General features: G+C 51.3%; 18 protein-coding genes. 15 read left to right on the top strand and 3 right to left on the bottom strand.

Annotated features, from left to right (window positions below):
* The first annotated feature begins 29 nt into the window (after positions 1-29).
* From cobM to L1N82_RS13725, 5 genes are all read left to right on the top strand, one after another.
* Positions 30-806 (top strand): precorrin-4 C(11)-methyltransferase, encoded by a 777-nt coding sequence (gene cobM, locus L1N82_RS13745; protein WP_235288007.1) that lies wholly within the window; start codon positions 30-32, stop codon positions 804-806.
* A 20-nt stretch (positions 807-826) separates the two neighbouring features.
* Positions 827-1987, top strand: coding sequence for a cobalt-precorrin 5A hydrolase (locus L1N82_RS13740; protein WP_407946759.1), 1161 nt, complete (start codon positions 827-829; stop codon positions 1985-1987).
* Positions 1988-2005: 18 nt separating this feature from the next.
* On the top strand, positions 2006-3433 hold the full coding sequence (locus tag L1N82_RS13735) for a cobyrinate a,c-diamide synthase (RefSeq protein ID WP_235288224.1): 1428 nt from the start codon (positions 2006-2008) through the stop codon (positions 3431-3433).
* On the top strand, positions 3430-3987 hold the full coding sequence (locus tag L1N82_RS13730) for a nitroreductase family protein (protein ID WP_235288005.1): 558 nt from the start codon (positions 3430-3432) through the stop codon (positions 3985-3987). The genes L1N82_RS13735 and L1N82_RS13730 overlap by 4 nt, the downstream gene beginning before the upstream one ends.
* A gap of 277 nt (positions 3988-4264) precedes the next feature.
* Positions 4265-5290 carry an HD-GYP domain-containing protein gene (locus tag L1N82_RS13725; RefSeq protein WP_235288004.1) on the top strand — a complete coding sequence of 342 codons (1026 nt, stop codon included), beginning with the start codon at positions 4265-4267 and terminating at the stop codon, positions 5288-5290.
* A 5-nt stretch (positions 5291-5295) separates the two neighbouring features.
* Here the strand turns inward: L1N82_RS13725 and L1N82_RS13720 are convergent, their stop codons facing one another.
* Positions 5296-5802: a DUF4178 domain-containing protein gene (locus tag L1N82_RS13720; RefSeq protein ID WP_235288003.1), complete on the bottom strand. Its 507-nt coding sequence runs from the start codon at positions 5800-5802 to the stop codon at positions 5296-5298.
* 114 nt (positions 5803-5916) lie between these two features.
* Complete coding sequence (locus L1N82_RS13715) at positions 5917-6597, bottom strand: PspA/IM30 family protein (protein ID WP_235288002.1); 681 nt, start codon at positions 6595-6597, stop codon at positions 5917-5919.
* Between the two features lie 174 nt (positions 6598-6771).
* On the opposite strand from L1N82_RS13715, the gene L1N82_RS13710 reads away from it, so the two are divergent.
* Positions 6772-7449, top strand: coding sequence for a nucleoside/nucleotide kinase family protein (locus L1N82_RS13710; protein ID WP_235288001.1), 678 nt, complete (start codon positions 6772-6774; stop codon positions 7447-7449).
* Between the two features lie 107 nt (positions 7450-7556).
* On the opposite strand, the gene L1N82_RS13705 is transcribed toward L1N82_RS13710, so the two are convergent.
* Entirely contained in the window at positions 7557-7799 is a 243-nt protein-coding gene (locus L1N82_RS13705) for a hypothetical protein (RefSeq protein WP_235288000.1), read from the bottom strand.
* A gap of 157 nt (positions 7800-7956) precedes the next feature.
* Here L1N82_RS13705 and L1N82_RS13700 point away from each other — a divergent pair, with 157 nt between their 5' ends.
* The 9 genes from L1N82_RS13700 to L1N82_RS13660 all read left to right on the top strand — a co-directional run bounded on the left by L1N82_RS13700 (position 7957) and on the right by L1N82_RS13660 (position 22233).
* Positions 7957-10428, top strand: a complete 2472-nt coding sequence (locus L1N82_RS13700; protein ID WP_235287999.1) for a Na+/H+ antiporter subunit A — start codon at positions 7957-7959, stop codon at positions 10426-10428.
* A complete protein-coding gene (locus L1N82_RS23665; protein ID WP_235287998.1) occupies positions 10425-10847 on the top strand; it encodes a Na(+)/H(+) antiporter subunit B in 423 nt (140 codons plus the stop codon). The genes L1N82_RS13700 and L1N82_RS23665 overlap by 4 nt, the downstream gene beginning before the upstream one ends.
* Positions 10848-10849: 2 nt before the next feature.
* A complete protein-coding gene (locus L1N82_RS13690; protein ID WP_235287997.1) occupies positions 10850-11188 on the top strand; it encodes a Na(+)/H(+) antiporter subunit C in 339 nt (112 codons plus the stop codon).
* Positions 11181-12659 carry a Na+/H+ antiporter subunit D gene (locus L1N82_RS13685; RefSeq protein WP_235287996.1) on the top strand — a complete coding sequence of 493 codons (1479 nt, stop codon included), beginning with the start codon at positions 11181-11183 and terminating at the stop codon, positions 12657-12659. The genes L1N82_RS13690 and L1N82_RS13685 overlap by 8 nt, the downstream gene beginning before the upstream one ends.
* A gap of 6 nt (positions 12660-12665) precedes the next feature.
* A complete protein-coding gene (locus tag L1N82_RS13680; protein WP_235287995.1) occupies positions 12666-13142 on the top strand; it encodes a Na+/H+ antiporter subunit E in 477 nt (158 codons plus the stop codon).
* Positions 13142-13429, top strand: a complete 288-nt coding sequence (locus L1N82_RS13675) for a Na(+)/H(+) antiporter subunit F1 (RefSeq protein ID WP_235287994.1) — start codon at positions 13142-13144, stop codon at positions 13427-13429. Before L1N82_RS13680 ends, L1N82_RS13675 begins: the two co-directional genes overlap by 1 nt.
* Positions 13410-13790 (top strand): monovalent cation/H(+) antiporter subunit G, encoded by a 381-nt coding sequence (mnhG, locus tag L1N82_RS13670; protein WP_235287993.1) that lies wholly within the window; start codon positions 13410-13412, stop codon positions 13788-13790. Before L1N82_RS13675 ends, mnhG begins: the two co-directional genes overlap by 20 nt.
* A gap of 414 nt (positions 13791-14204) precedes the next feature.
* A complete protein-coding gene (locus L1N82_RS13665; RefSeq protein ID WP_235288223.1) occupies positions 14205-19157 on the top strand; it encodes an S-layer homology domain-containing protein in 4953 nt (1650 codons plus the stop codon).
* 619 nt (positions 19158-19776) lie between these two features.
* Complete coding sequence (locus tag L1N82_RS13660) at positions 19777-22233, top strand: glycoside hydrolase family 6 protein (RefSeq protein ID WP_235287992.1); 2457 nt, start codon at positions 19777-19779, stop codon at positions 22231-22233.
* Positions 22234-22349 lie beyond the last annotated feature (116 nt).

Genomic DNA, 22349 nt, shown 5'->3' with positions numbered 1-22349 from the left:
GGGTGCAGAGCGGACAAGGGGGCAACAGGATGAAGATTTATATTGTGGGAGCGGGTCCGGGAGATCCGGACTTGATTACGGTCAAGGGATTGAGACTGCTGCAGGAGGCAGATGTAGTCTTCTATACCGATTCGCTGGTCAGTGAAGAGCTGACGGCTAAGGCGAAGCCGGGCGCAGAGGTCGTCAAGAGCTCGGGCATGGCGCTGGAAGAAATGGTAGCTTTTATGGTGGAGCGGGTGAAGGCAGGGAAAATGCTCGTCCGCCTGCATACTGGTGATCCAGCCGTTTATGGGGCGACCATGGAGCAGATGGCACTGCTCAAGAAGGAGGGAATCGACACCGTTATCGTGCCGGGCGTCAGCTCCGTATTTGCGGCGGCCGCTGCGGCAGGGGCGGAGCTTACGATTCCAGAGCTTACGCAGACACTGATTTTGACCCGGGCGGAAGGCCGGACGCCAGTCCCCGACCGGGAGCAGCTGAAGGATCTGGCATCGCATCACTGCACCATTGCCTTGTTCCTGAGTGCTACGCTGACGAAGAAGGTGACGAAGGAGCTGCTGGCAGCCGGCTGGCTTCCCGAAACGCCAGTTGTCGTTGTATACCGCGCCTCCTGGCCGGATGAGCGGATTGTGAGAACGACGGTCGAAGGTATGGACGAGGCAATGCGGCAGGCGGGCATACGCTCGCATGCGATGATACTGGCCGGCTGGGCGCTTGACCCGGAGATTCATGGCAAGGATGAGTACCGCTCCAAGCTGTATGACCGTACCTTCACACACGGCTTTCGCAAAGGAGTCAAGCCATGAGGCAGGAAGACATGAACGGAATGGGGACACCAGGTGAGTCAGTAGTCATCAAGCTGCAAGAGGATGTGCTTGCCCCGATCCGGGTAACCGGCGATTATGCGGTGGTGGCAATAACGAAGCATGGTGTGGAGCTTGGGAGAAAGCTTACCGACCAGTTCCCGGGAACCGATCTGTACACGATGTCCAAGTTTGCCCGCGGAGATGAGGAGTCGAAGGGCATACAGCTCTTCGAGGGCAGTGTGCGAATGCTGTTCCCGGCTTTATTCCCGGCTTACAAGGGTCTCATCCTCATTATCTCTTTGGGGGCGGTAGTCCGAATGATCGCACCGCTGCTGAAGGACAAGAAGACCGATCCGGGTGTTGTGGTGGTGGATGATAAAGGCCAATTTGCGATTAGCGTCCTGTCCGGCCATCTGGGCGGGGCGAATGAGCTGGCGAAGGAGGCGGCTGCGGTTCTTGGGGCTGTGCCGGTGATTACGACTGCCTCTGATGTGCAGCAGACGATTCCCGTCGATCTGTTCGGCCGGCGGTTTGGCTGGAGATGGGAATCGGATGAGAAGCTTACGCCTGTCAGTGCTTCTGTCGTGAACGAAGAGCGGGTAGCGATTGTGCAGGAATCCGGGGAGCCTGATTGGTGGACAGCCGAGCGCCCGCTGCCGGAGCATATGCGGGTGTTTGGTTCTGTTGGTGAAGCGCTTCAGCATGAGATGGATGCCGCGCTTGTTATTACACACCGTCTGCTTAACGACGAAGAAAAGGCTATCCTGGCGAACGGAGTTCTATATCGCCCGAAGTCCATTGTGCTTGGGATTGGCTGCAACCGTGGTACCTCCGCAGAAGAAATCGAGCAGGTCATCATGGAGACGCTGGCAGAGCAGAAATTCTCATCCATGAGCGTTCGGGCACTGTGCTCCATCAATCTGAAGCAGGATGAAGCGGGAATTCTGGAGACGGCAGCCAAGCACGGCTGGGAGTTCGTCTGCTACACGCCTGAAGAGCTCAACGAAATGCCCATGGAGGAGCCATCTAATACGGTCTACAAATTTACGGGCGCTTATGGAGTCAGTGAACCCGCGGCCAAGCGATACAGCGGTGCAGAACAGCTGGTTGTTACCAAGAAGAAGAGCGGCAATGTAACCTTATCGGTCGCACTTATGAATTACTCAAGAAGGCTTAAGTGATGGAGGAAAGGCGTGAGTGTGGTGACAAGAAGACTGGTCATAGCAGGAACAGGCAGCGGAGCAGGGAAAACAACGCTCACAATCGGCCTGATGGCCGCTCTCCGCAAGCGTGGTCTCGTGGTCCAAGGCTTCAAGTGCGGGCCTGATTATATCGATCCGACATACCATACTGCCGTGACGGGTCGTATATCCCGCAATCTGGACAGCTGGATGACAAGCCCTTCCATTGTTAAAGAGGTTTGCTCAACCGGGAGTGCAGGGGCTGATATCAGCATTGTGGAAGGTGTTATGGGGATGTTCGACGGCAAGGACCCGGCATCGGACGAGGGCAGCTCGGCGCATATCGCAGAAATAACAGCAAGCCCGGTCGTGCTGGTCGTGAACTGTCAGAGCATGGCCAGGAGCGCGGCTGCTGTCGTAAAGGGCTTCCAAACGTTCTCCCCCAGTGTGCGCATAGCAGGTGTAATCTGCAACCGGGTGGGCAGCGCTAATCACTTCCGGATTGTACGGACCGCGATAGAGCAGACCTGCGCCATTCCCGTGCTCGGTTATCTGGAGCGTTATGACGGTATCGAGATCCCGGAGCGCCACCTGGGCCTGGTGCCTTCCATCGAGCGCGGTGAGCTGGATGGATTATTCGAGCAGCTGGCGGAGCTGGTGGAGCAGACGGTTGACTTGGAGCAGCTGTTGAAGCTTGCGGAGTGTGAGTCCATTGACATGGTTCCTGAGCTGTTTGCAGCCCGGACAGCAGGTGCTGCGGAAAGGCCGGCTGCCATTGATAAGCGCGTGAAAATCGCCGTGGCCCGTGATGCAGCATTTCATTTTTATTATCCTGAAAATCTTGAGCTGCTCGAAGCTAACGGGGCTGAATTAGTATATTTCTCTCCGCTCGCCGGGGAGCCTGTCCCCGGAGATGCAGCCGGACTATATATTGGCGGTGGCTTTCCGGAGGAGTTTGCTGCTGTTTTGACAGAGCAGGCAGCGGTTATGCAGTCGATTCGTCAAGCTGTCAAGGACGGCATGCCAACAATCGCGGAATGCGGCGGGTTCATGTATCTAACCGAAGCCATCGAAACAACGGACGGCGGCCGTTACCCTATGATCGGTCTGATACCGGGCTATGTCAGGATGCAGCGCAAGCTGGCGGCGCTCGGCTACAGAGAAATGCGCGGCATGGGCAAGCATCCCTTCCTGCTGCCTGAAGAGACGGCTAGAGGTCATGAATTCCATTATTCCACCTACCAGACCGGGGATGAGGGAGAGCTGAACCCTGCTTACCAGGTAAAGGGTATGCGCGGGGAAAAGCTGGACGGCCATATGTCAGCGAATCTTGTGGCCGGCTACACCCATATGCATTTTGCCTCAGCGCCTCAGCTGCCCGCACGAATGGTGGAGGCATGCCGAAACTACAAGGATAAGATACAAGGAGCTGAAGCGAAGCAATGATCAGTGAAGCCATTAGACAGCGAAGGGCTGTCCGTCAATTCGACGGCCGGCCGGTGGAGAAGAAGAAAATTGAGGCGCTGCTGGAAACAGCAGTATGGGCCCCGAATGACCGGCTGCGGGAGCCGTGGCATTTTTACGTGATCCAGGGGGACGCGAAAAAACGCTATGAAGAAGCAGCGGAGAGGTTTCTACAGGAGAGATTTCCCACGAAGCCCAAGCTGGTGGAAGAATCGCTTAAAGTGCTGTACACTATACCAGCTCTAATCATCGTTACGGCGGACACACTGCAGGATGATGCAGACAGCACGGAGGACAATGTGTATGCGGCATGCTGTGCAGCTTATAACATATGGCTGGCTGCCGCAGAGCAGGGGCTTGGCTGTGTCTGGCGTACAAGAGGGATTGGCCTGGTGCGGGATGAACGGCTGCGTAGCCTGCTCAATTGCCCGGCTCACCGCAAAATTATCGGCACGCTGTGCATCGGTTATGCAGCAGAAGAACCACCGGTTACCAAGCGTACCCCGGCAGCGGAGAAAACAACCTGGCTTGACTGATAATGTTATATATTAGCCCTCACTTTTGAGCAGTTCTGAAGACCGCTAGCAGACCCGACATCTGGAACAGTGGGTTTATACGAGCATCTATCTAACAGCAAGCCGCCAAGAACGGACATTATTGTCCGTCTTTGGCGGCTTGCTGCTGCATTGTACGGCTGAAAATTTATCCCTCTGGTAAACGTTAAGAAGTTATTTCTAATGCCAGGTGTTCCAGATGCCGATATACATGACAAGCGATAGTTATTATATAGAAGAAACAATCGGAGGAATCCAAGTGCGATATATCAGCATAGAGCGGGTAGAACCGGGCCATTATCTGGGCAAAACAATATACTCCGCAAATGGGACGGTCATGCTGTCGGCAGGCGTTCAATTGACGGTGTTCATGATTAACACCCTGAACCGCATCGGCGTAACGATGCTGTACATTCAGGATACTGCCTATGCAGATATTGATATCTCGGACATGGTCAGTGAAGAGACGAAGCAGGCGGTTATCCGTGAGATGAATGAAACGGTAGAAGCGATCCGTTCAGGGAAGGAATGGAAGGCTGGCAGAATCGGTGTCCAGATTAATGCCATACTGGAAGCGGTGCTGAGCAGTGAAGGGGTGCTGCTGCAGCTGAATGATATCCGTACAGCCGAGAATCAATGGTATGTGCATGCCATGAATGTCTGCATGATCTCTACGCTGATCGGAGCCAATATGGGCCTGAACTCCCTTCAGCTTAAGGAGCTGGCGGCCGGTGCACTGCTGCATGATATCGGGAAAGTCGGCGCAGTTCCCTGGGTGGAATCAACCGGCACGCTGCAGGAGCATCACACTTGGCGGGGCTTTGAACGTCTTAAGAGCAAGCAGGAATTCAGCCTGCTTACAGCCCACATTGCGCTTCAGCACCATGAGCAGCCGGACGGCAGGGGCTTGCCGCGCGGGCTCGCCGCAGATGAGATCAATTCATATGCCAAGATTGTAGCCGCTGCCAACCGGTATGACAACCTGGTAAATCCGGCCATTGGCGGTTTGCAGCCGCAGGATGCTGTAGAGAAGCTGATGTCCATGTCGGAAAAAGAACTGGATCACAAGGTGCTTATCCAGTTCACAAGGATTATATCCGTTTATCCGAATGGGATGTCAGTCCGCCTCTCAACGAAAGAGACAGGTGTTGTCGTACGTCAGCACCGCGGACTGCCATCTAGGCCAGTGGTTAGAATCGTTAGGGGCAGCGGTGAAGATTTTGAAGTAGCTGAGATTGATCTTGCTCTGCATACGACCGTATTCATCGAAGCAGTGCTCACGTAGGGAGCTTATACTCCTCTGATTACACGGACATCAGCCGGTATTATGTTCTCACCCTCGTACAGCACGAACCGGCCATTCTGCCATTCTACCCGAAGCAGCTTGCGGTCATCCGTCTGGAACTGCCATACATGCTGCTCGCCCCCCTGCATGAAGGGTGTTTTGCCAGCAGCAGTAATGAAACCGGCATAATGCTCTTCCAGGTAATAGACACGTCCGTCCAGTTCAAGTGTGGCGGGAACCTCCTGAAGGGAGTCCAATCTGCCATCAATCGGCTCATAGAGCGCATAGACCGTTCGCTCTCGCTCCTCTATAGACAAGTAGCGTATAGCCGCACCATCCTGAAGAGTAAGGATGACGGCATTGCGCTGCCTGTTTTGTGTTCGCCCGGTGACCTGGTAGGTCACAAATGAAACCTCGCATACATCTCCAGGACCGAGCGTCAGAATGCTCTTCTCCGCCGGGGCGGGCGGCTGCTTGCTAATCAGATTCTTGACTCGCTTGAATAAGCTCATATGGCGGTTCTTCCTTCCTGCTCGAGTAAAATTGTACACCTTACACCCTGAAAATAAGCCGCCGATGCTTTAACCGTATAACGGTCCAGCACGGGCGGCTCTTGCTGCAGCAGGTTACTTGTTATCCTTGTTCTCATACTGCTTCAATAGAGCAGCCAATTCATCCTCGACAGCCTTGTCTTTGCCAAGAGCCGCGAATTCTTCATCTAACGACTTGCCTCTGGAGGCGGTTAGCTCATTGCTTGCTTCCGCTTGTGCTTCCATCTGCAGCATTTTCTCTTCCATCCGCTTCATTCCTGAGCCGGCCGAGCTTCCTCCGAAGCCGCTCATCGTCTTGTTAATTTCATTCTGCGCTTTGGCTGCATTATACCGGGCAACCAGCGATTCACGCTTGCTGCGCAGATCGGACAGCTGTTTGCGCATTTCGTCCAGTTTACCGCGCAGATTGTTCGCTAGCATCTGATTCTGTTCGAAGCTGGCTTTATATTCGTTCCTCTTCTCCTCCGCATTCTTCTTCTCTTCCAATGCCCTGCGGGCGAGGTCAATATTCTGTGCCTGCGCTGCCATATGCGCCTGTTCAGTCCGGCGTTCCACCAGCGCTTCCTGTTCTTCGTAAAGAAGCTTGAATTTCTTCTCCAGAGCGATTTGTGCAGCAACAGCTTTCTCTGCGTCCTCCAGGTCACTTTGCATATCACGAATATATTGATCAGTCAGTTTTACCGGATCTTCGGCCTTTTCAATCAATGCATATACATTGGACATCGTCAAATCACGCAAGCGTTTAAAGATAGACATGTTTTGTAAGCCTCCCTGTTTGTTATTGCCATACTTAACCATACGCAGAGGGGCAGAAGCAGGTTTCATTTGCTTTCATATTCAGGGCAAAAAGATTTTACTGCCTTGGCATGTCGACATCCTGTCAACTGACCGATATAGAAGATAACAGCATGCACAGGGAGGGCGATGGTAATGTGGAATTGGCTGAAAAGATCAAGACAGCAGCTTGAGAACAATGTGTCCGGTAAAGGAGCAGAATGCAGCGGAGCAAGTGGGGATCAGCCGGACGGGACATTCCTGGAAACGCAGCATGAGGGTAAACCGGCTTTGGCTGTCATCGTGATCACGGGATCCAGCGGTGCAGGGCGCAAGCAGTTGGCAGGGCAGCTGAGCAGTGAGCTGGGACTGCCGTATATCCGCTCATATACAACGCGCAGCAAGCGGCCGGGAGAAGAAGAAGGCCGGCATTACCGCTTTGTTGGACCCGAGCAATTCGATGCCATGCAGCAGCGGGATGAATTCTTTCAGTTCGTAAAGCTGGGCAGGGGCAGCTACGGTATCAAGGGGGCGGAGCTGCGCGACGCACTCGAGAAGACCGGCAGGGTGATCGTCGTGGTAAACCGTGAAGGGGCGTTGGCGTTCAAGAAGGTGTTTGGAGACCGTGCCATGCGGGTATTCATTTATACAACCAAGGAAGATTTGCTGGTCCGTATGCAAAAGGACCGGGTTCCTGAAGATATCATAACGGAATATATGGAACAGTATACGGAACAAGTGCATACCAAACGGGAATGTGAAATTATTCTTCAGAACAGGGAGCACAGCGAGACCGTTAATCGGCTCCTCCACATACTCGGACCTGCCAAATAGCCGCGTTTTCCGCGGTTTTTTCTGTTTATAAGGTCAAAATTTAAGATACTTTTTGAAACCCCATGGCAGCTGAATCGTATTACTAAGACGGGTTCATCAGAGGATGTCTATTCTTCCGGCCGAAACCGGATGATCCGGACATACTCACGTGGTCGAAACGGCCTTGCCTCCTGTACATAGAGTCTATTATATTGAGGGAGCGTATGCATAATCCGGACTTCGTTGTCAGGACTGTCGGTCTCCTGGAGATCGGTATATCGTATTTGTTCGGACTGACGGTTCTCCTGCCAGCCCCAAATAAGCAAAAGCATCAGCACCATGCCGCATGCTGCGGCTTTTTTTATGATCATAGTCTCACTCCTTCTTACTAGGATGAGCAAGTAAGGGAGTGATTTATTCATGAATGTAAGGTTTATTTTGGATTTTATTGCTTGATGTGTATCATAATAGCTTGTAAGCAGGATATTTGAACTGCATTATATTTTCACCAAGATGGGGGTATGACGGTTGTCTCTACTGCATTTTGCCATATTGGCGCCATTTATTTACGCCATAGCCGTTCCTTTCTTCAGAAAGTACATAAGAGGCGTGCATACCGGCTGGTTTGTTCTGCCTGTTCCGGCTCTGCTGTTTGCTTATTTTATAAGCCGGGTTCCTGATGTGCAGGGAGGGCATAAAGAGCTGTCCACAGTGCAATGGATTCCTTCGATGGATTTGAATTTCACAGCCTATCTGGACGGGCTGGGCTTGATGTTCGCACTGCTTATCACCGGAATCGGGGCGCTGGTCGTTCTGTATTCCATCTATTATCTGGGCAAGGATAAGGAAGCCATCCACAGCTTCTATGTGTATCTCCTGATGTTCATGGGAGCGATGCTGGGTGTGGTCCTCTCCGATAATCTGATTGTGCTTTATGGCTTTTGGGAGCTGACGAGCTTGTCTTCGTTCCTGTTGATTGCCTTCTGGAACGAGCGGGCCAAGTCACGTTATGGGGCCCAGAAATCCATGCTGATCACCGTTTTCGGGGGATTTGCTATGCTGGCAGGCTTTGTCCTGCTGTATATCATGACAGGCACCTTCAGTATCCGGGAAATTATAGGAAGTCTTGATGTAGTAACCGGGCATGCACTCTTCCTGCCAGCGATGCTGCTGGTGCTTCTGGGTGCCTTCACGAAGTCAGCCCAGTTTCCATTCCATATCTGGCTGCCGGATGCGATGGAAGCACCGACGCCGGTCAGTGCATATCTGCACTCTGCTACAATGGTTAAAGCCGGCATTTACCTGGTAGCCAGAATGACACCTGTATTCGCCGGAGCAGCCGAATGGTTCTGGCTCGTCACGGGTGTCGGTCTGATTACACTGATCTGGGGTTCATTCTCAGCTGTAAAACAGACGGACTTGAAGGCGATACTCGCTTTCTCTACGATCAGCCAGCTCGGGCTGATAATGTCCCTGCTCGGCATGGGGTCTGCAGCAGTGTACTACGGCCTGTCCGATGAGTCGGCACTGTACACAAAGGCTACACTTGCGGCTGTGTTCCATCTGATCAATCATGCTACCTTCAAGGGGGCCTTGTTCATGGTGGTCGGTATCGTGGATCATGAGACCGGCACCCGTGATATCCGCAGGCTCGGCGGACTGATCAACTTTATGCCGATTACATTTACCTTTGCGCTGATCGGTTCCTTCTCGATGGCCGGCCTGCCGCCGTTCAACGGCTTCCTGAGCAAGGAGATGTTCTTTACTGCTGCGCTGAATGTGATGCATCTGGAGATTTTTAACGTGGAAACATGGGGCATACTGATTCCCGTAACGGCTTGGCTGGCCAGTGTGTTTACATTCGTATACAGCATGATCCTTGTGTTCAAAACGTTTACCGGAAAATATCAGCCGGAGAAGCTTGATGTGAAGCCGCATGAAGCACCACTCGGACTGCTGCTGCCGCCTGCTGTGCTCATCTCGCTGGTTATTGTGTTTGGCCTGTTTCCGAATATATTGTCCTACCGCATTATCGAGCCGGCGATGGCTTCCATTCTGCCTTCGCTGTTGATGCCAGGGGATATTTTTGAAGTGAAGATTCACTTCTGGCACGGCTGGACGGACGAAATCTTTATGACAATCGGGGTAATTGCGCTGGGCATGCTGCTGTATCTGCTGCTTGACAGATGGTCGGGTCTGTACGGCAAACTGCCGCAGAAGCTTACGCTCAATACCTTTTATGACCGTGGATTGTTCTATCTGGACCGCTGGGCAAATAGAGGGACGCGTTCTTATATGACCGGATCTGTCCGGGATTATTTGATCTACATCTTCACCTTCATGATCCTGATCCTCGGTTATGTATTGTTCCGGACGGATTCGGTCCGCTGGTATTCCGGAGAGCTTGCGGAAATTTCCATCTATGAATTTGTCCTTGTGCTGGTAATGGTTGCAGCGGCCTTGGCGGTGCCGTTTGCCAGGTCCAGAGTGACAGCTATCATCCTGGTGGGCGCGGTTGGTTATATTGTGACGCTGTTCTTCGTTATCCTCCGGGCGCCTGATTTGGCGCTGACGCAGATGATAGTCGAAACGGTATCGGTGGCTTTGTTCCTTCTCTGCTTCTACCATCTGCCTAAGCTGAAGAAGGAAATGTCACATATGCGCTTCAAGCTGGGCAATTTCCTGGTGGCCGCTGGAGTAGGTGCGATTATGACGCTGATCGCACTTTCAGCCAACGATACAAGACTGTTTACAACGATTTCGGATTATTTTGTTGAAGGAAGCTACGAGCTTTCGGGCGGCAAGAACGTTGTTAATGTTATACTTGTTGATTTCCGGGGCTTTGATACTCTGCTGGAGATTGCGGTGCTTGGGATTGCTTCACTTGGCATCTTCGCCATGATTAAGCTTCGTCTTGAACGCAAAAATCCGGCAGCAGCGCTGACTTCGTCCAGCAAGCCTGATAAAGGCAGCAAACGGAGAAAGGGGAGGAGCGCATGAAAACCAATGATGTTATTCTGCAAACGGTAGCGAAGGTAGTCGTGTTTTTGATCCTCACTTTTTCAGTTTTCCTGTTCTTTGCCGGACACAACAATCCGGGCGGGGGATTCATCGGCGGTCTGATGACGGCAGCAGCTCTCGTGCTGCTCGCCCTGGCATTTGATCTGCAGACGATCCGTAAGGTTGTACCGGTGGATTTCCGTAAGGTAATGGCAATCGGTTTGATGATTGCCCTGCTTACAGGCATCGGTTCGCTGGTTCTGGATGTTCCGTTCCTTAGCCATACGTTCGGCCACTTTGATCTTCCGCTTCTGGGCGATACGGAGCTTGCCACCGCCACATTGTTTGATCTGGGCGTATATCTGGCTGTTGTAGGTGTAACAATGACCATTATTCTATCAATCGGGGAGGACCACTAATTATGGAAATCCTAATGGCATTTGCCATCGGCATCTTGTTTATGGTCGGTACATACCTGATTCTGTCACGCAGCCTGCTGCGCATCATTCTTGGGACCTCACTATTGACGCACGCTGTGCATCTGCTGCTGCTTACGATGTCCAGGCTGAAGACAGGAGCAGCTCCGCTGCTCGGAGAGAAAGCTGGAACCTATGTGGACCCGCTGCCTCAAGCCCTTATTCTTACATCCATCGTGATCAGCTTTGGGGTCACCTCGTTCTTCTTCGTACTGGCTTACAGGGCGTATCAGGAACTGGGAACGGATGATATGGAACAGCTAAGGGGACGTGACGATGAATAATTTGCTGATTATGCCGCTGCTCATACCGCTGGTTACGGCAGTGCTGCTCGTTTTCTTCTATAAACAAATCCGGCTACAGAAGTGGATTAGCGGATTCAGTGTTCTGGCCAATGTGAGCGTAGCCGGCTATATGGTGCATGTTGTCCGGCAGGATGGTATACAGACGCTCAATATGGGCGGCTGGGCGGCCCCTTACGGCATCGTTTTTGTGGCCGACATGTTCGCATCGCTGCTGGTACTGACAACAACCGTTGTCAGCGCTGCCTGTCTGTATTATGCATTCGGCAGCATTGGTAAAGAGAGGGAGAAATTTTACTTCTATCCGTTCTTCCAATTTCTGAATGTCGGTGTTATCGGTTCCTTCCTAACAGGGGATATCTTTAATTTGTTCGTTTGCTTTGAGGTGATGCTGATATCCTCGTATGCGCTGATCGTGCTGGGCGGTACGAAGAAGCAGCTGAGGGAATCGCTGAAGTACATTCTGATCAATATTATTTCCTCTGCTTTGTTTGTGGCAAGTGTCGCCTACCTGTATGCGGTCGTCGGTACCTTGAATATGGCACATCTGTCAGTCCGGGTTGCGGAAGCGGGACAGGGTGGGGTGCTGACCACCATATCCGTGCTGTTCCTGATTGTATTCGGCCTTAAAGCGGGACTGTTTCTGTATTTCTGGCTCCCTGGCTCCTACAAGGTGCCTCCGGCAGCTGTCACGGCAGTGTTTGGCGGACTATTGACTAAGGTGGGGCTGTACGCCATTATCCGCACCTTTACACTTATTTTTTATCATGATCCTTACATAACCCATACGCTGATAGGCTGGCTGGCTGCTGCCACCATGCTGCTTGGTGTAATCGGCGCTATAGCTTACTGGGATATCCACAGGATTTTGATTTATAACATAGTCGCAGCTGTCGGCTTCATCGCTTTCGGTCTTGCGGCTGCTAATCAGGCGGCTCTTGAGGGAGCTATCTATTATCTGGTGCATGACATGGTAGTCAAAGCTTTGCTGTTCCTGCTGGGCGGCGTTATTATTGCTTATACGGGTACGGCCAAAATCAGGGAGATGGGTGGCTTAATGCGCAGCCGGCCGGTACTTGGCTGGATGTTCTTCATTGCTGCTATGGCCTTGGTTGGGGTTCCGCCGCTCAGCGGCTTTATTGGCAAGCTTCTGATTGTCGAAGGCGGCCTGGCGGCAGGCTATTACTGGATAACCGGTATTGGATTGCTGACAAGTCTTTTGATCTTGTATTCCATGATGAGGATCTTCATGAACGTCTTCTGGGGTGTTCCCAAGAGTCCGCTGTCAGAACCGAAGAAGGGAACGGGTTGGCTTGTACTGCCAGCTTCCTGCCTTGTCATTCTGACGATTGTACTCGGATTAGGGGCAGAGTGGATCTATCCTTATGTGAACCAGGCGGGTGAAACGCTGCTGAATCCGGACCAGTACATTCAAGCGGTGTTAAAGGAGTAGATGACGATGGCTTCTCAAATAATACTCAATCTATTAATTGCATTCGTGTGGATGTTTCTGAAGAACACCTGGAACCCTGCCACCTTCATAGTAGGGTATCTGATCGGGCTGCTGTTTCTGTTCATGCTGCGGCGTTTCTTGAAAGGTGACTTCTATATGCGGAAAGTAGGAGCGATTATTAATCTCGTTCTTCTGTTCCTTAAGGAGCTCGTGCTGTCCAATATAGCTGTTATTCATGAAATTATCCGCCCGAGGCTGCGCATCCGGCCCGGTATCTTCACGCTGAAGACGGAGCTCAAGAGTGATTGGGAGGTTACTATGCTGGCTTGTCTGATTACTCTGACCCCAGGCACTTTAACGCTTGAGGTCTCTCCGGATAATGGTACCTTATATATCCATGCGATGGATATTGAGGACGCGGAAATGCTGGCGAAACAAATTAAAGGTTCCTTCGAGAAGGCCATCATGGAGGTGTCGAGGTAATGCTTCAAGGAATGCTGCTTATCGCGCTCGTCATCTTGTCATTCTCCGTTCTGGCCGGATTGTGCCGTGTGCTTCTGGGGCCATCTATGCCCGATCGTATTATTGCACTGGACACGATTGGCATTAACCTGATCGGCATTGTAGCCATTCTCTCCGTTATGCAGAGAACACAAACTTATCTGGAAATTATCCTGTTAATCGGTATCGTAGCTTTCTTGGGCACGATTGCCTTCTCGAAGTATATCGAGAAAGGAGCCGTGATTGAACATGAAAGAAGTAATCGTTGAATCGCTGGTAGGCATCCTGATACTTCTCGGGGCTCTGCTGAGCGCGCTTAGTTCCTTTGGGTTAATCCGACTGCCGGATGTATATCTGCGTTCTCATGCGGCAACGAAGAGCACCACATTAGGCATCCTAAGTATACTGACTGGTGCATTCTTGTACTTTATGCTGCTTGACGGCCATACGAGCGCCAGGCTGCTGCTGGGGATCATCTTCGTCTTTATTACAGCGCCGGTAGCCGGCCATCTGATTGGACGGGCGGCTTACCGCACAGGGGTTCCCCTCTGGTCACAGAGCGTACAGGATGATCTGAGGGCAATAATTGAACAAGAAGCACAGTCTAAGGAACGGGGCAGGAATGGTTAAGCTGTAAAACCCGGGGGCCGTCTTAATAGGACGGCTCCTTTTTTGTTGAAAATATGTCAGATTACTTTACATTAAAATTATAAATATGCCTAACAAAACATGAAAATATTCAGTATATTGCCTAATTGACCCATTTTTCAGCTGTCTGCTATACTTATGGACAGAAAGTGGTGTTATTTAACCATACATCAATATGTAAAGAGAAAAGCTGTATACCGAAAAATGTCTCCACTCGCTGTTACCGTTAAAACGGTTCTACTTTACAGTTTGGGAGACATTTTGTTATGTGCAGACAGTTTTTACACAAGCTACATTTCTGCTTAATCATACCTTTACAGTTGCTTGTTACTCTTATTGTTTGTATGGGATTACCCATTTTCGAAATGGTGAGAGGAGAGTCGATGAGTGGTGCAAATGGTAGAAAGCATCAGGAAGCAGGTTAGTCTGCTGCTGGCCGTCGTGATGGTGGCCAGTTGTGTATTTGGAAGTCAAGCGTCAACAGTTACGGCAAGAACAGCGGACGCTGAGCCTGCAAGCGTGACTGCAGCGACTTATGGAAATGAGAGTCCAGAGGAGGGAGGTGCGCCAGGCTCCACTCCACAAGCAGGAACTGCCGACGGGGAGAATGAAGAGAGTGTAAGCATAGCGGAAGCAAGAGTACTGCAGGCCGATACATACGCAAGGATTACAGGCATTGTAACCTATAATGAAACGAGCGGCAGTGCTGTTAATCTCTATGTCCAGGATGATACAGCAGGTATCGTTGTTCGCGGCTCGAATCTGGCTGCAGCAGCTGGGGATACGATAACAGCCTACGGCAAAGTGCAGCAGTATTACGGACTTGCCCAGCTGCTGGCGGAGGATTTTACCGTTACTGCCCCTAATTCTGGTCTGCCTGCACCGAAGCAGGTACAGGGAACAGACCTGCAAGCAGCAAGCGGTGAGTCAGTGGAAGCGCAGTTTGTAGAAGTGCGCGATGTTACGGTTGGCGCAGGAAATACTTATAAGGAATATAAGGTGACGGATGCGCAAAATGCGGAGTTTATCATCAAGTCATCCCTCCTGCAATCGGGGCAAGAGTACGATCTAATTAGGGGTGTCGTCACCTACTCCTATGGTAAATACATGCTGATCCCGCGCAATGAATCCGATATTGTAAAGGATACCTCTGCAATAATCGCTAATCCAGCACCGGACAAGCCGGTAGCAGCCGGGACATCTGTACAGCTGTACAATCCGTTAGGGACCGGTACGATTTATTACACCCTCGATGGCAGCACGCCTTCCACAGAAAGCGGTATGAAATATGAAGCGCCTATCGTAGTGGAACAGTCGACCACCATTAAGGCTGTACGTGAGCTGGATGGTGAACTTGGCGACGTCTTTACGTTCCCTTACCGGATCGCCAACGTCTATGATGGTATCAGCATTCACGATATTCAAGGTGCAGCCCATGTATCTCCAATAGCCGGTCAGGAAGTTACGAATGTTGAAGGCATCGTAACCATGAAGCGCGGCAAGAAGTGGTATATGCAGGCGGAACAAGCAGCTTGGGATAACAGCGACGCTACATCAGAGGCTGTTCTTGTTTATAGTGATATCAGCCCTGCTGTCGGTGACAAGGTGAAGGTATCCGGTACGGTGGAAGAAATCACAGAATCTGGGTATGCGACGTCTGTTGATCTGACAACAACACAAATTACAGCGGCAGCTGTGGAGATTATTTCCTCCGGAAATCCGCTGCCTGCACCGGTTGTTATAGGGAAGGACCGCGTTCTGCCGACCAGCGTTATTTCAACGGAAGAGACCTTTAAGACTTTCTCTCCTGCTGAGCACGCCCTAGATTTCTATGAGAGTCTGGAAGGCATGCGGCTGCAGCTGGATGATGCCCGTATTGTCGGTCCTTACAGCTACGAAATCCCGGTAGTTCTGGGGGATCAATCTGCAACAGAGGTTATGACAGATGCAGGCGGAATTATGCTTACGGGAGAAGATTTTAACCCGCAGCGTATTTTGATCGCCAAGAAGCCGGCAGTACAGGTAAAGACCGGCGACAAGTTCGACGGTTCCATTATCGGTGTACTCGCATATGACTACAGCAACTATAAGATCATTCCAGAGAAACTTCCGGAGATTATTCCAAGCGAGAATGAAAGAGAAGTCACTCATATTAATCCGGAAGAGGATAAGCTGACGGTTGCTTCATTTAATATCGAGAACTTCTGGAATAACCCTAGTGAAGAAGAAACGGCCAGGAAAAATAAGATTGCCGGGTCTATTGTACAGAATCTGAAGTCGCCGGATATCCTTTCGCTGATCGAGGTACAGGATGAGGACGGCACTGCGGATACCGGTACGACCAAGGCAGATGCCAATTATGAGGCATTGATCGCAGCAATTAAGCAGCAGGGGGGACCAACTTACAGCTATACGGATATCGCCCCTGTAAACAATGCGGACGGCGGGGCGCCAGGAGGCAATATCCGCGTTGGGTTTCTGTATAATCCAGAACGTGTTACCCTTGCCCAAGCAGCTGGAGGCAAAGGTACTGCGACACAAAGCATCACCTACGGTGAAAATGGGCTTAACGTGAACCCAGGACGAATCGATCCCGAAAATGATGCATTTAACAACTCACGCAAGCCGCTTGCGGCCGAGTTTGAATTTAAAGGCGAACGCGTGATTGTAATAGCAAACCATTTCAATTCGAAGAGCGGGGACGAAGCGCCGTTTGGCGGCATCCAGCCTCTTCCGGAAGTGCTCCAGAGTGAGGTGCAGCGCCATAAGATCGCTCAAATCGTGAACAGCTTCGTTGATTCTGTGATGGAACAGGATCCTTCGGCAAACGTGGTTGTAATGGGAGATCTGAACGATTTTCAATTCTCCAGGACACTGGAGCTTACCAAAGGAGAGCATCTGGTCAATCTGGTTGATCAGCTGCCTGTAAACGACCGGTACTCCTATGTATACCAAGGAAATTCGCAGACACTGGATCATCTGCTAGTGAACAAAAGTCTTGTTCCATTCTCGGTGTTCGATATCGTGCATATTAATGCCGACTTCGATACGAATCATGGCCGGGTCAGTGATCATGACCCTCTGCTCGTGCAGCTTGATGTACTAAATGAAGCAAAATATACGCCGCTTCATATTTTGCATACCAATGACACGCACGGCCACCTGGAACGGATTGCCAAGCGTGTGACAGCAACTGAGCAGCTGCGCAAGCCGGATACACTCCTGCTTGATGCCGGCGATGTCTTCTCGGGAACCCTATACTTTAATCAGTATAAGGGGCTTGCCGACCTGGAGTTCATGAACAAGCTGGGCTACGATGCCATGGTGTTTGGCAATCACGAGTTTGATAAGGATTCGGCAACACTCAAAGCATTTATCGATAAGGCGGAGTTCCCGTTCGTCAGCTCCAATATTGATTTCAGCAAGGATTCCCTTCTGAGCGGTCTGTTCCATGATTCTGTAGGCCAACCAGCTGAACCATCGAACATTTATCCGGCGATTGTTCGTACTGTGAATGGCAAGAAGGTTGGTATTATCGGTCTGACGACAGAGGATACAGTGGCGCTTGCGTCACCTGGTGACGTTGTATTCAAGGATCATAAAGCAAGCGCGGAAGCAGCCGTTAACCGCCTGCAGGAGATGGGTGTTAATCAGATCATTGCACTCTCCCATCTTGGTTACAGTGCAGATGAGAAGCTGGCTGAAGCAGTTAAGGGGATTGACATCATTGTGGGCGGTCATTCCCACACGGTACTGACCGAACCGGTGGTAGTGAACGAAGATAGTGAGCCTACATTAATTGTGCAGACAGGGGAATACAGCATTAATCTGGGTGAACTGAGTGTAATGTTTGACCAAGATGGTGTCATTCAGAGCTGGGACGGCAAGCTGCATGCGGTGGATAGTTTCCCGGCAGATGAGGAAGTTGCTGCACGAATGAGCGACTTCTACGATCCTCCGCTGGCAGCATTAAAGAACACTGTTGTAGGAAAAACGGAGGTTCTACTTGATGGGGATCGCAATCGCGTTCGTATGCAGGAAACGAATCTCGGCAATCTTATGACGGACGGAATGCGTGCCAAGGTTATGGCTACCTATCCGAATGTGGAAGGAATCAAAGGCTATATTGCCATTCAGAACAGTGGTGGCATCCGAGATTCCATCAAGATAGAGGGCAAGGACAAGAAGCCGGGTGACATAACGCTTGGCGAGGTGCTTACCGTTATGCCGTTCGGCAATAATCTGACAGCGATCAAGATGACTGGCAAGGAAATTGTCGCAGCGCTCGAGAATGGGGTAAGCAGCATTGGAGAGGGCCGTTTTCCGCAGGTTTCCGGCATGCGCTTCACCTATGATTCCACTAAACAGCCAGAGAAATATGACGCTGTGAATGACAAGGTGACACAGGAGGGCAAGCGTGTTCTGAAGGTGGATATCAAGAACAGCGACGGTACCTTCTCTGTAATTAATCCAAATGCCTATTATATGGTGGCAACCAATTCATTCCTGGCAAATGGCGGGGACTTCTACCATGTGATGGCTGATGCTGTAGCTGACGGCCGTCTATATGAAATGAATCTGGTTGATTATGAGGTGTTTACTGATTACTTGAATGTAATTGGTACAGTGAAGATCGGCACGGAGAACCGGATTACGGATATGAAGGGTGTTCAGCCGGCACCTCCGACTGTCGGTCCCCCAGTCACTCCACCAACGGCTCCGGCAGAGCCAGCCGAACCGACTCAACCACCAGCATCCCCAGCACCGGGTGGAGGTCAGGAACCATCGATTCCTGTTCAGCCTCCAGTGAACTTTACGGACATTACAGGACATTGGGCGTCAAGCGCCATCAGCCGGGCCGCTCAGCTAGGTATTGTCAACGGGTATAGCGACGGCTCGTTCCGTCCAAATCAATCAACAACCAGGGCTGAGTTTGTCGTAATGGCTGCAAGGGCGTTCAACTGGGAAACAGATGCTTCAACAAAGAAGTTTAAGGATGCGGGTAAAGTTCCCGACTGGGCTGCTGCGGCAGTATCAGCTGCGGTTGAAAAAGGGTTAATTAGCGGATATCCGGACGGTACGTTCCGCCCTAAAAACGAGTTAACCCGTGAGGAATTAGCCGTTATCATGGCTAAACTGCTTAAGCTGAACACAAAACAGGAAGGCAGTCTAAACTTCCGGGACGCTGATCATATTAATCAGTGGGCGAAGCCATATGTCGCAGCTATGGTCGAAGCAGGATTGATGAATGGTGTAGGCAACAGCAAGTTTGCTCCTGATCAGCCAGCCACGAGAGCAGAAGTGATCGCCATGCTGGTGAAAGGAATGGATTATCTCAGCAGCAACTAGTTTTACCAAACGGCGCAGGACCATCCCAGCTATCATTGGGATGGTCTCTTTTTTTAGGTAAGACACTAAATAAAAGCGCTCTAAAATCCATAAATACAAATTATTGACAATAATATGACAGCAAGGTTATAATGTTACCAAGAATTAGCAAGCGCTTACAAGCTATACATCGAACCCCGTAAAGAGGGGCAGTTCATTAGGGAGGTGATGCGATAAAAGATAAAAACAGGCTTACTGCTTACTATTTTATTGTAGAAAGGGAGAATCAGAGTCATATAAACAGCTGCTTAATGAAATTGTTATAAAAAAACAGACTGCCAGCCATTTTACCACTTATGCCACCAACCTTCCTGATCACCTCTACGCCAATCGAGTCAAACTGCCGGAGTCAGAACCAGTCTTGTGTGGACAAGAATGAAACCGCTTAACTCGATCTGTTTGTGTACCCGCCCAATGATCTCCTATCTGTCCGTATCAATAATTATTAACAAGAGAGAAGACTCAATTTTTATAATCCGTCGTTAAGTCTATTTGCTGTGCCCGCAGTTTGACATTCCTGATTGTCAGAAGGGACCGGAGTCTGGGTGGGCCAATTACTCACGATAAAGGAGTGAAGTTAATGATATCGGTTTTGCGTAAAAAACCTGTGAAAGTCGTTCTTTCGGCCTTTCTCGCCTTAAGTATCTGTCTTCCGACTCAAATGCTGAAAAGCTCTGCTGCTGAAGCTAGGGTGGATAATCCCTTCGTAGGGGCAACAGCTTATATCAACCCGGATTACGCTAATCTTATCGATACCTCAATTGCTAAGGTAACTGACAGCGAGCTGGCTGCGCAGATGGAAACGGTAAAATCTTATCCGACGGCAGTATGGCTGGACCGGATTGCAGCTATTCATGGCGGCGAGCAGAACGGCGGCCGACGCAGCCTTGAAGGGCATCTGGATAATGTGCTGGCGCAAAAGCAGGGAAATACACCGATAACGGCTATGTTCGTTGTCTATAACCTGCCGGGCCGGGACTGTCACGCACTGGCTTCCAACGGCGAACTTCCCTTAACTCAGGCAGGATTTGAACGTTACAAGACGGAGTACATCGACGTGCTCGCCGAAATTTTCGCCAAGCCCAAGTACCAGGATATCCGGATTGTAACCATTGTAGAACCGGATGGTCTGCCGAACCTGGTTACCAATCTCAGTGATCCTCAATGCGCCGCAGCCAACACCAGCGGTCTCTACGTATCCTCGGTTCAATATGCGCTGAACAAGCTGGGCGCGATACCGAACGTCTACAACTACCTGGACATCGGCCATTCCGGCTGGCTGGGCTGGGATGACAACCGTTCCGGCGCCGTTCAGCTCTATACGAATGTGGTACGCGGAACAACGAAGGGCTTTGCCAGCGTAGCGGGCTTCGTAACGAATACAGCCAACACAACACCACTCGAAGAGCCTAACCTTCCTAATCCAAACCTTACGCTTAACGGGCAGCCGATCCGTTCTTCGGACTTCTATGAGTGGAATCCGTACTTTGATGAAGCGGACTTCACAGCGGCACTCTATAACGACTTCACCAGAGCGGGCTGGCCTGCCAGCACCGGCTTCCTGATTGATACGTCCCGGAACGGCTGGGGCGGACCGGAACGCCCTACTATGGCGACAGGCTCAGACATCAACACCCATGTGAACACCGGACGTGTTGACCGCCGGGCTCATCGCGGTCTGTGGTGTAACAATTTGGGAGCTGGTATAGGCAGGGCACCGCAGACTGCACCGATAGAATATGGCGCTCATCTGGATGCCTTAGTATGGGTAAAGCCGCCGGGGGAATCAGACGGTTCAAGCTCCGCTATTCCGAACAATGAAGGCAAGGGCTTTGATCGCATGTGTGATCCAACCTATATGACTCCCGAGGGCGTGCTGTCCGGTGCAACTCCGAATGCACCGGTATCAGGCCACTGGTTCCATGACCAATTTGTTACACTCGTCAAAAATGCATATCCAGTTATCCCTGCCTCGGACAACGGAGGAGGCCCAGGGCCGCAGGTTCCTGCAGTACCTGCAGAACTGAAGGCTGTAGCCGGTGATTCTCAAGCCGTGCTTAGCTGGGCGGCTGTAAACGGTGCTTCGAGCTACACAGTCAAGCGTTCGACCACAGTAGGCGGGCCCTATACGACTGTTGCCTCTGGTGTAGCTGCAGCCAGCTTCACGGACGAAGGGCTGACGAACGGAACAACTTACTACTATGTGGTAAGTGCGGTTAACAGTGCCGGAGCAAGCGCAAACTCTGCACCGGTTAGTGTGACGCCAAGCGGCGGAACGACGCAGCCTCAGGTCCCGGCTGCACCAGCCGGCTTGAAAGCGACGCCTGGTGACGGCAAGGTCGCCTTAAGCTGGAACGCAGTAGAAGGGGCTGACAGCTACACGGTAAAACGCGCTCTGGCAATCGGCGGCCCCTTCACAGCGGTTTCGTCCAATGTGACAGCTGCCGCGTTTACAGATACGGGCCTTACGAACGGAACAATCTATTATTATGTTGTCAGCGCAGTCAACGCAGCGGGCGAAAGTCTGAACTCGGAGGTTGTCAGTGCCGAGCCGGAAGGCCAGACAGCACCTCCTCCAGCAGGCGATCTGGTTCTCCAGTACCGCGCATCCGATACGAATGCACAGGATAATCAGTTCAAGCCGCATTTTAATATTAAGAACAATGGTACAACTGCTGTCGCGATGAGCGAGCTTACTATCCGCTACTGGTATACAGCTGACACGGATGCTTCTGTATCCTTCAACTGCGATTATGCCCGTCCCGGCTGTTCGAACATTACCGGCAAGCATGTGAAGCTGGACAGCGGTTCTGAGCATGCGGATGCCTACCTGGAGCTGAGTTTCAGCTCGGCGGCGGGGAGCATTGCGGCTGGAAGCGAATCCGGTGAGATTCAAACCCGCAATCATGCCAGTAACTGGGGCAATCTTGACGAAGCTAATGACTATTCCTTCGATGCGGCGAATACTTCGTTCGTGGACTGGGATCGCGTTACGCTGTATCAAAACGGTCAACTGGTCTGGGGTATTGAGCCCTAGGTGAAAATGCCAGTGGGCTGTCGCAGTTAATCTGATACCCGGCTCTTCATAAGGGGACGACAGACTAGAAGCCGGCTGCTGGCGTTAGCGGCCGGCTTCAGTCCTTTCAGCATCCG

Source organism: Paenibacillus tarimensis (assembly GCF_021532315.1).
Lineage (GTDB): Bacteria > Bacillota > Bacilli > Paenibacillales > Paenibacillaceae > Paenibacillus_I > Paenibacillus_I tarimensis.
This window is presented reverse-complemented; position numbering and strand designations above follow the sequence as displayed.

What these genes read in the sequence shown, in the direction of transcription:
- L1N82_RS13690 (WP_235287997.1), top strand. Translation starts at nt 10,850, where the DNA reads ATGGAAATCCTAATGGCATTTGCCATCGGCATCTTGTTTATGGTCGGT.
- L1N82_RS13685 (WP_235287996.1), top strand. Translation starts at nt 11,181, where the DNA reads ATGAATAATTTGCTGATTATGCCGCTGCTCATACCGCTGGTTACGGCA.
- L1N82_RS13665 (WP_235288223.1), top strand. Translation starts at nt 14,205, where the DNA reads ATGGTAGAAAGCATCAGGAAGCAGGTTAGTCTGCTGCTGGCCGTCGTG.
- L1N82_RS13740 (WP_407946759.1), top strand. Translation starts at nt 827, where the DNA reads ATGGGGACACCAGGTGAGTCAGTAGTCATCAAGCTGCAAGAGGATGTG.
- L1N82_RS13715 (WP_235288002.1), bottom strand. Translation starts at nt 6,597, where the DNA reads ATGTCTATCTTTAAACGCTTGCGTGATTTGACGATGTCCAATGTATAT.
- L1N82_RS13720 (WP_235288003.1), bottom strand. Translation starts at nt 5,802, where the DNA reads ATGAGCTTATTCAAGCGAGTCAAGAATCTGATTAGCAAGCAGCCGCCC.
- mnhG (WP_235287993.1), top strand. Translation starts at nt 13,410, where the DNA reads ATGAAAGAAGTAATCGTTGAATCGCTGGTAGGCATCCTGATACTTCTC.
- L1N82_RS23665 (WP_235287998.1), top strand. Translation starts at nt 10,425, where the DNA reads ATGAAAACCAATGATGTTATTCTGCAAACGGTAGCGAAGGTAGTCGTG.
- L1N82_RS13660 (WP_235287992.1), top strand. Translation starts at nt 19,777, where the DNA reads ATGATATCGGTTTTGCGTAAAAAACCTGTGAAAGTCGTTCTTTCGGCC.
- L1N82_RS13730 (WP_235288005.1), top strand. Translation starts at nt 3,430, where the DNA reads ATGATCAGTGAAGCCATTAGACAGCGAAGGGCTGTCCGTCAATTCGAC.
- cobM (WP_235288007.1), top strand. Translation starts at nt 30, where the DNA reads ATGAAGATTTATATTGTGGGAGCGGGTCCGGGAGATCCGGACTTGATT.
- L1N82_RS13705 (WP_235288000.1), bottom strand. Translation starts at nt 7,799, where the DNA reads ATGATCATAAAAAAAGCCGCAGCATGCGGCATGGTGCTGATGCTTTTG.
- L1N82_RS13710 (WP_235288001.1), top strand. Translation starts at nt 6,772, where the DNA reads ATGTGGAATTGGCTGAAAAGATCAAGACAGCAGCTTGAGAACAATGTG.
- L1N82_RS13675 (WP_235287994.1), top strand. Translation starts at nt 13,142, where the DNA reads ATGCTTCAAGGAATGCTGCTTATCGCGCTCGTCATCTTGTCATTCTCC.
- L1N82_RS13680 (WP_235287995.1), top strand. Translation starts at nt 12,666, where the DNA reads ATGGCTTCTCAAATAATACTCAATCTATTAATTGCATTCGTGTGGATG.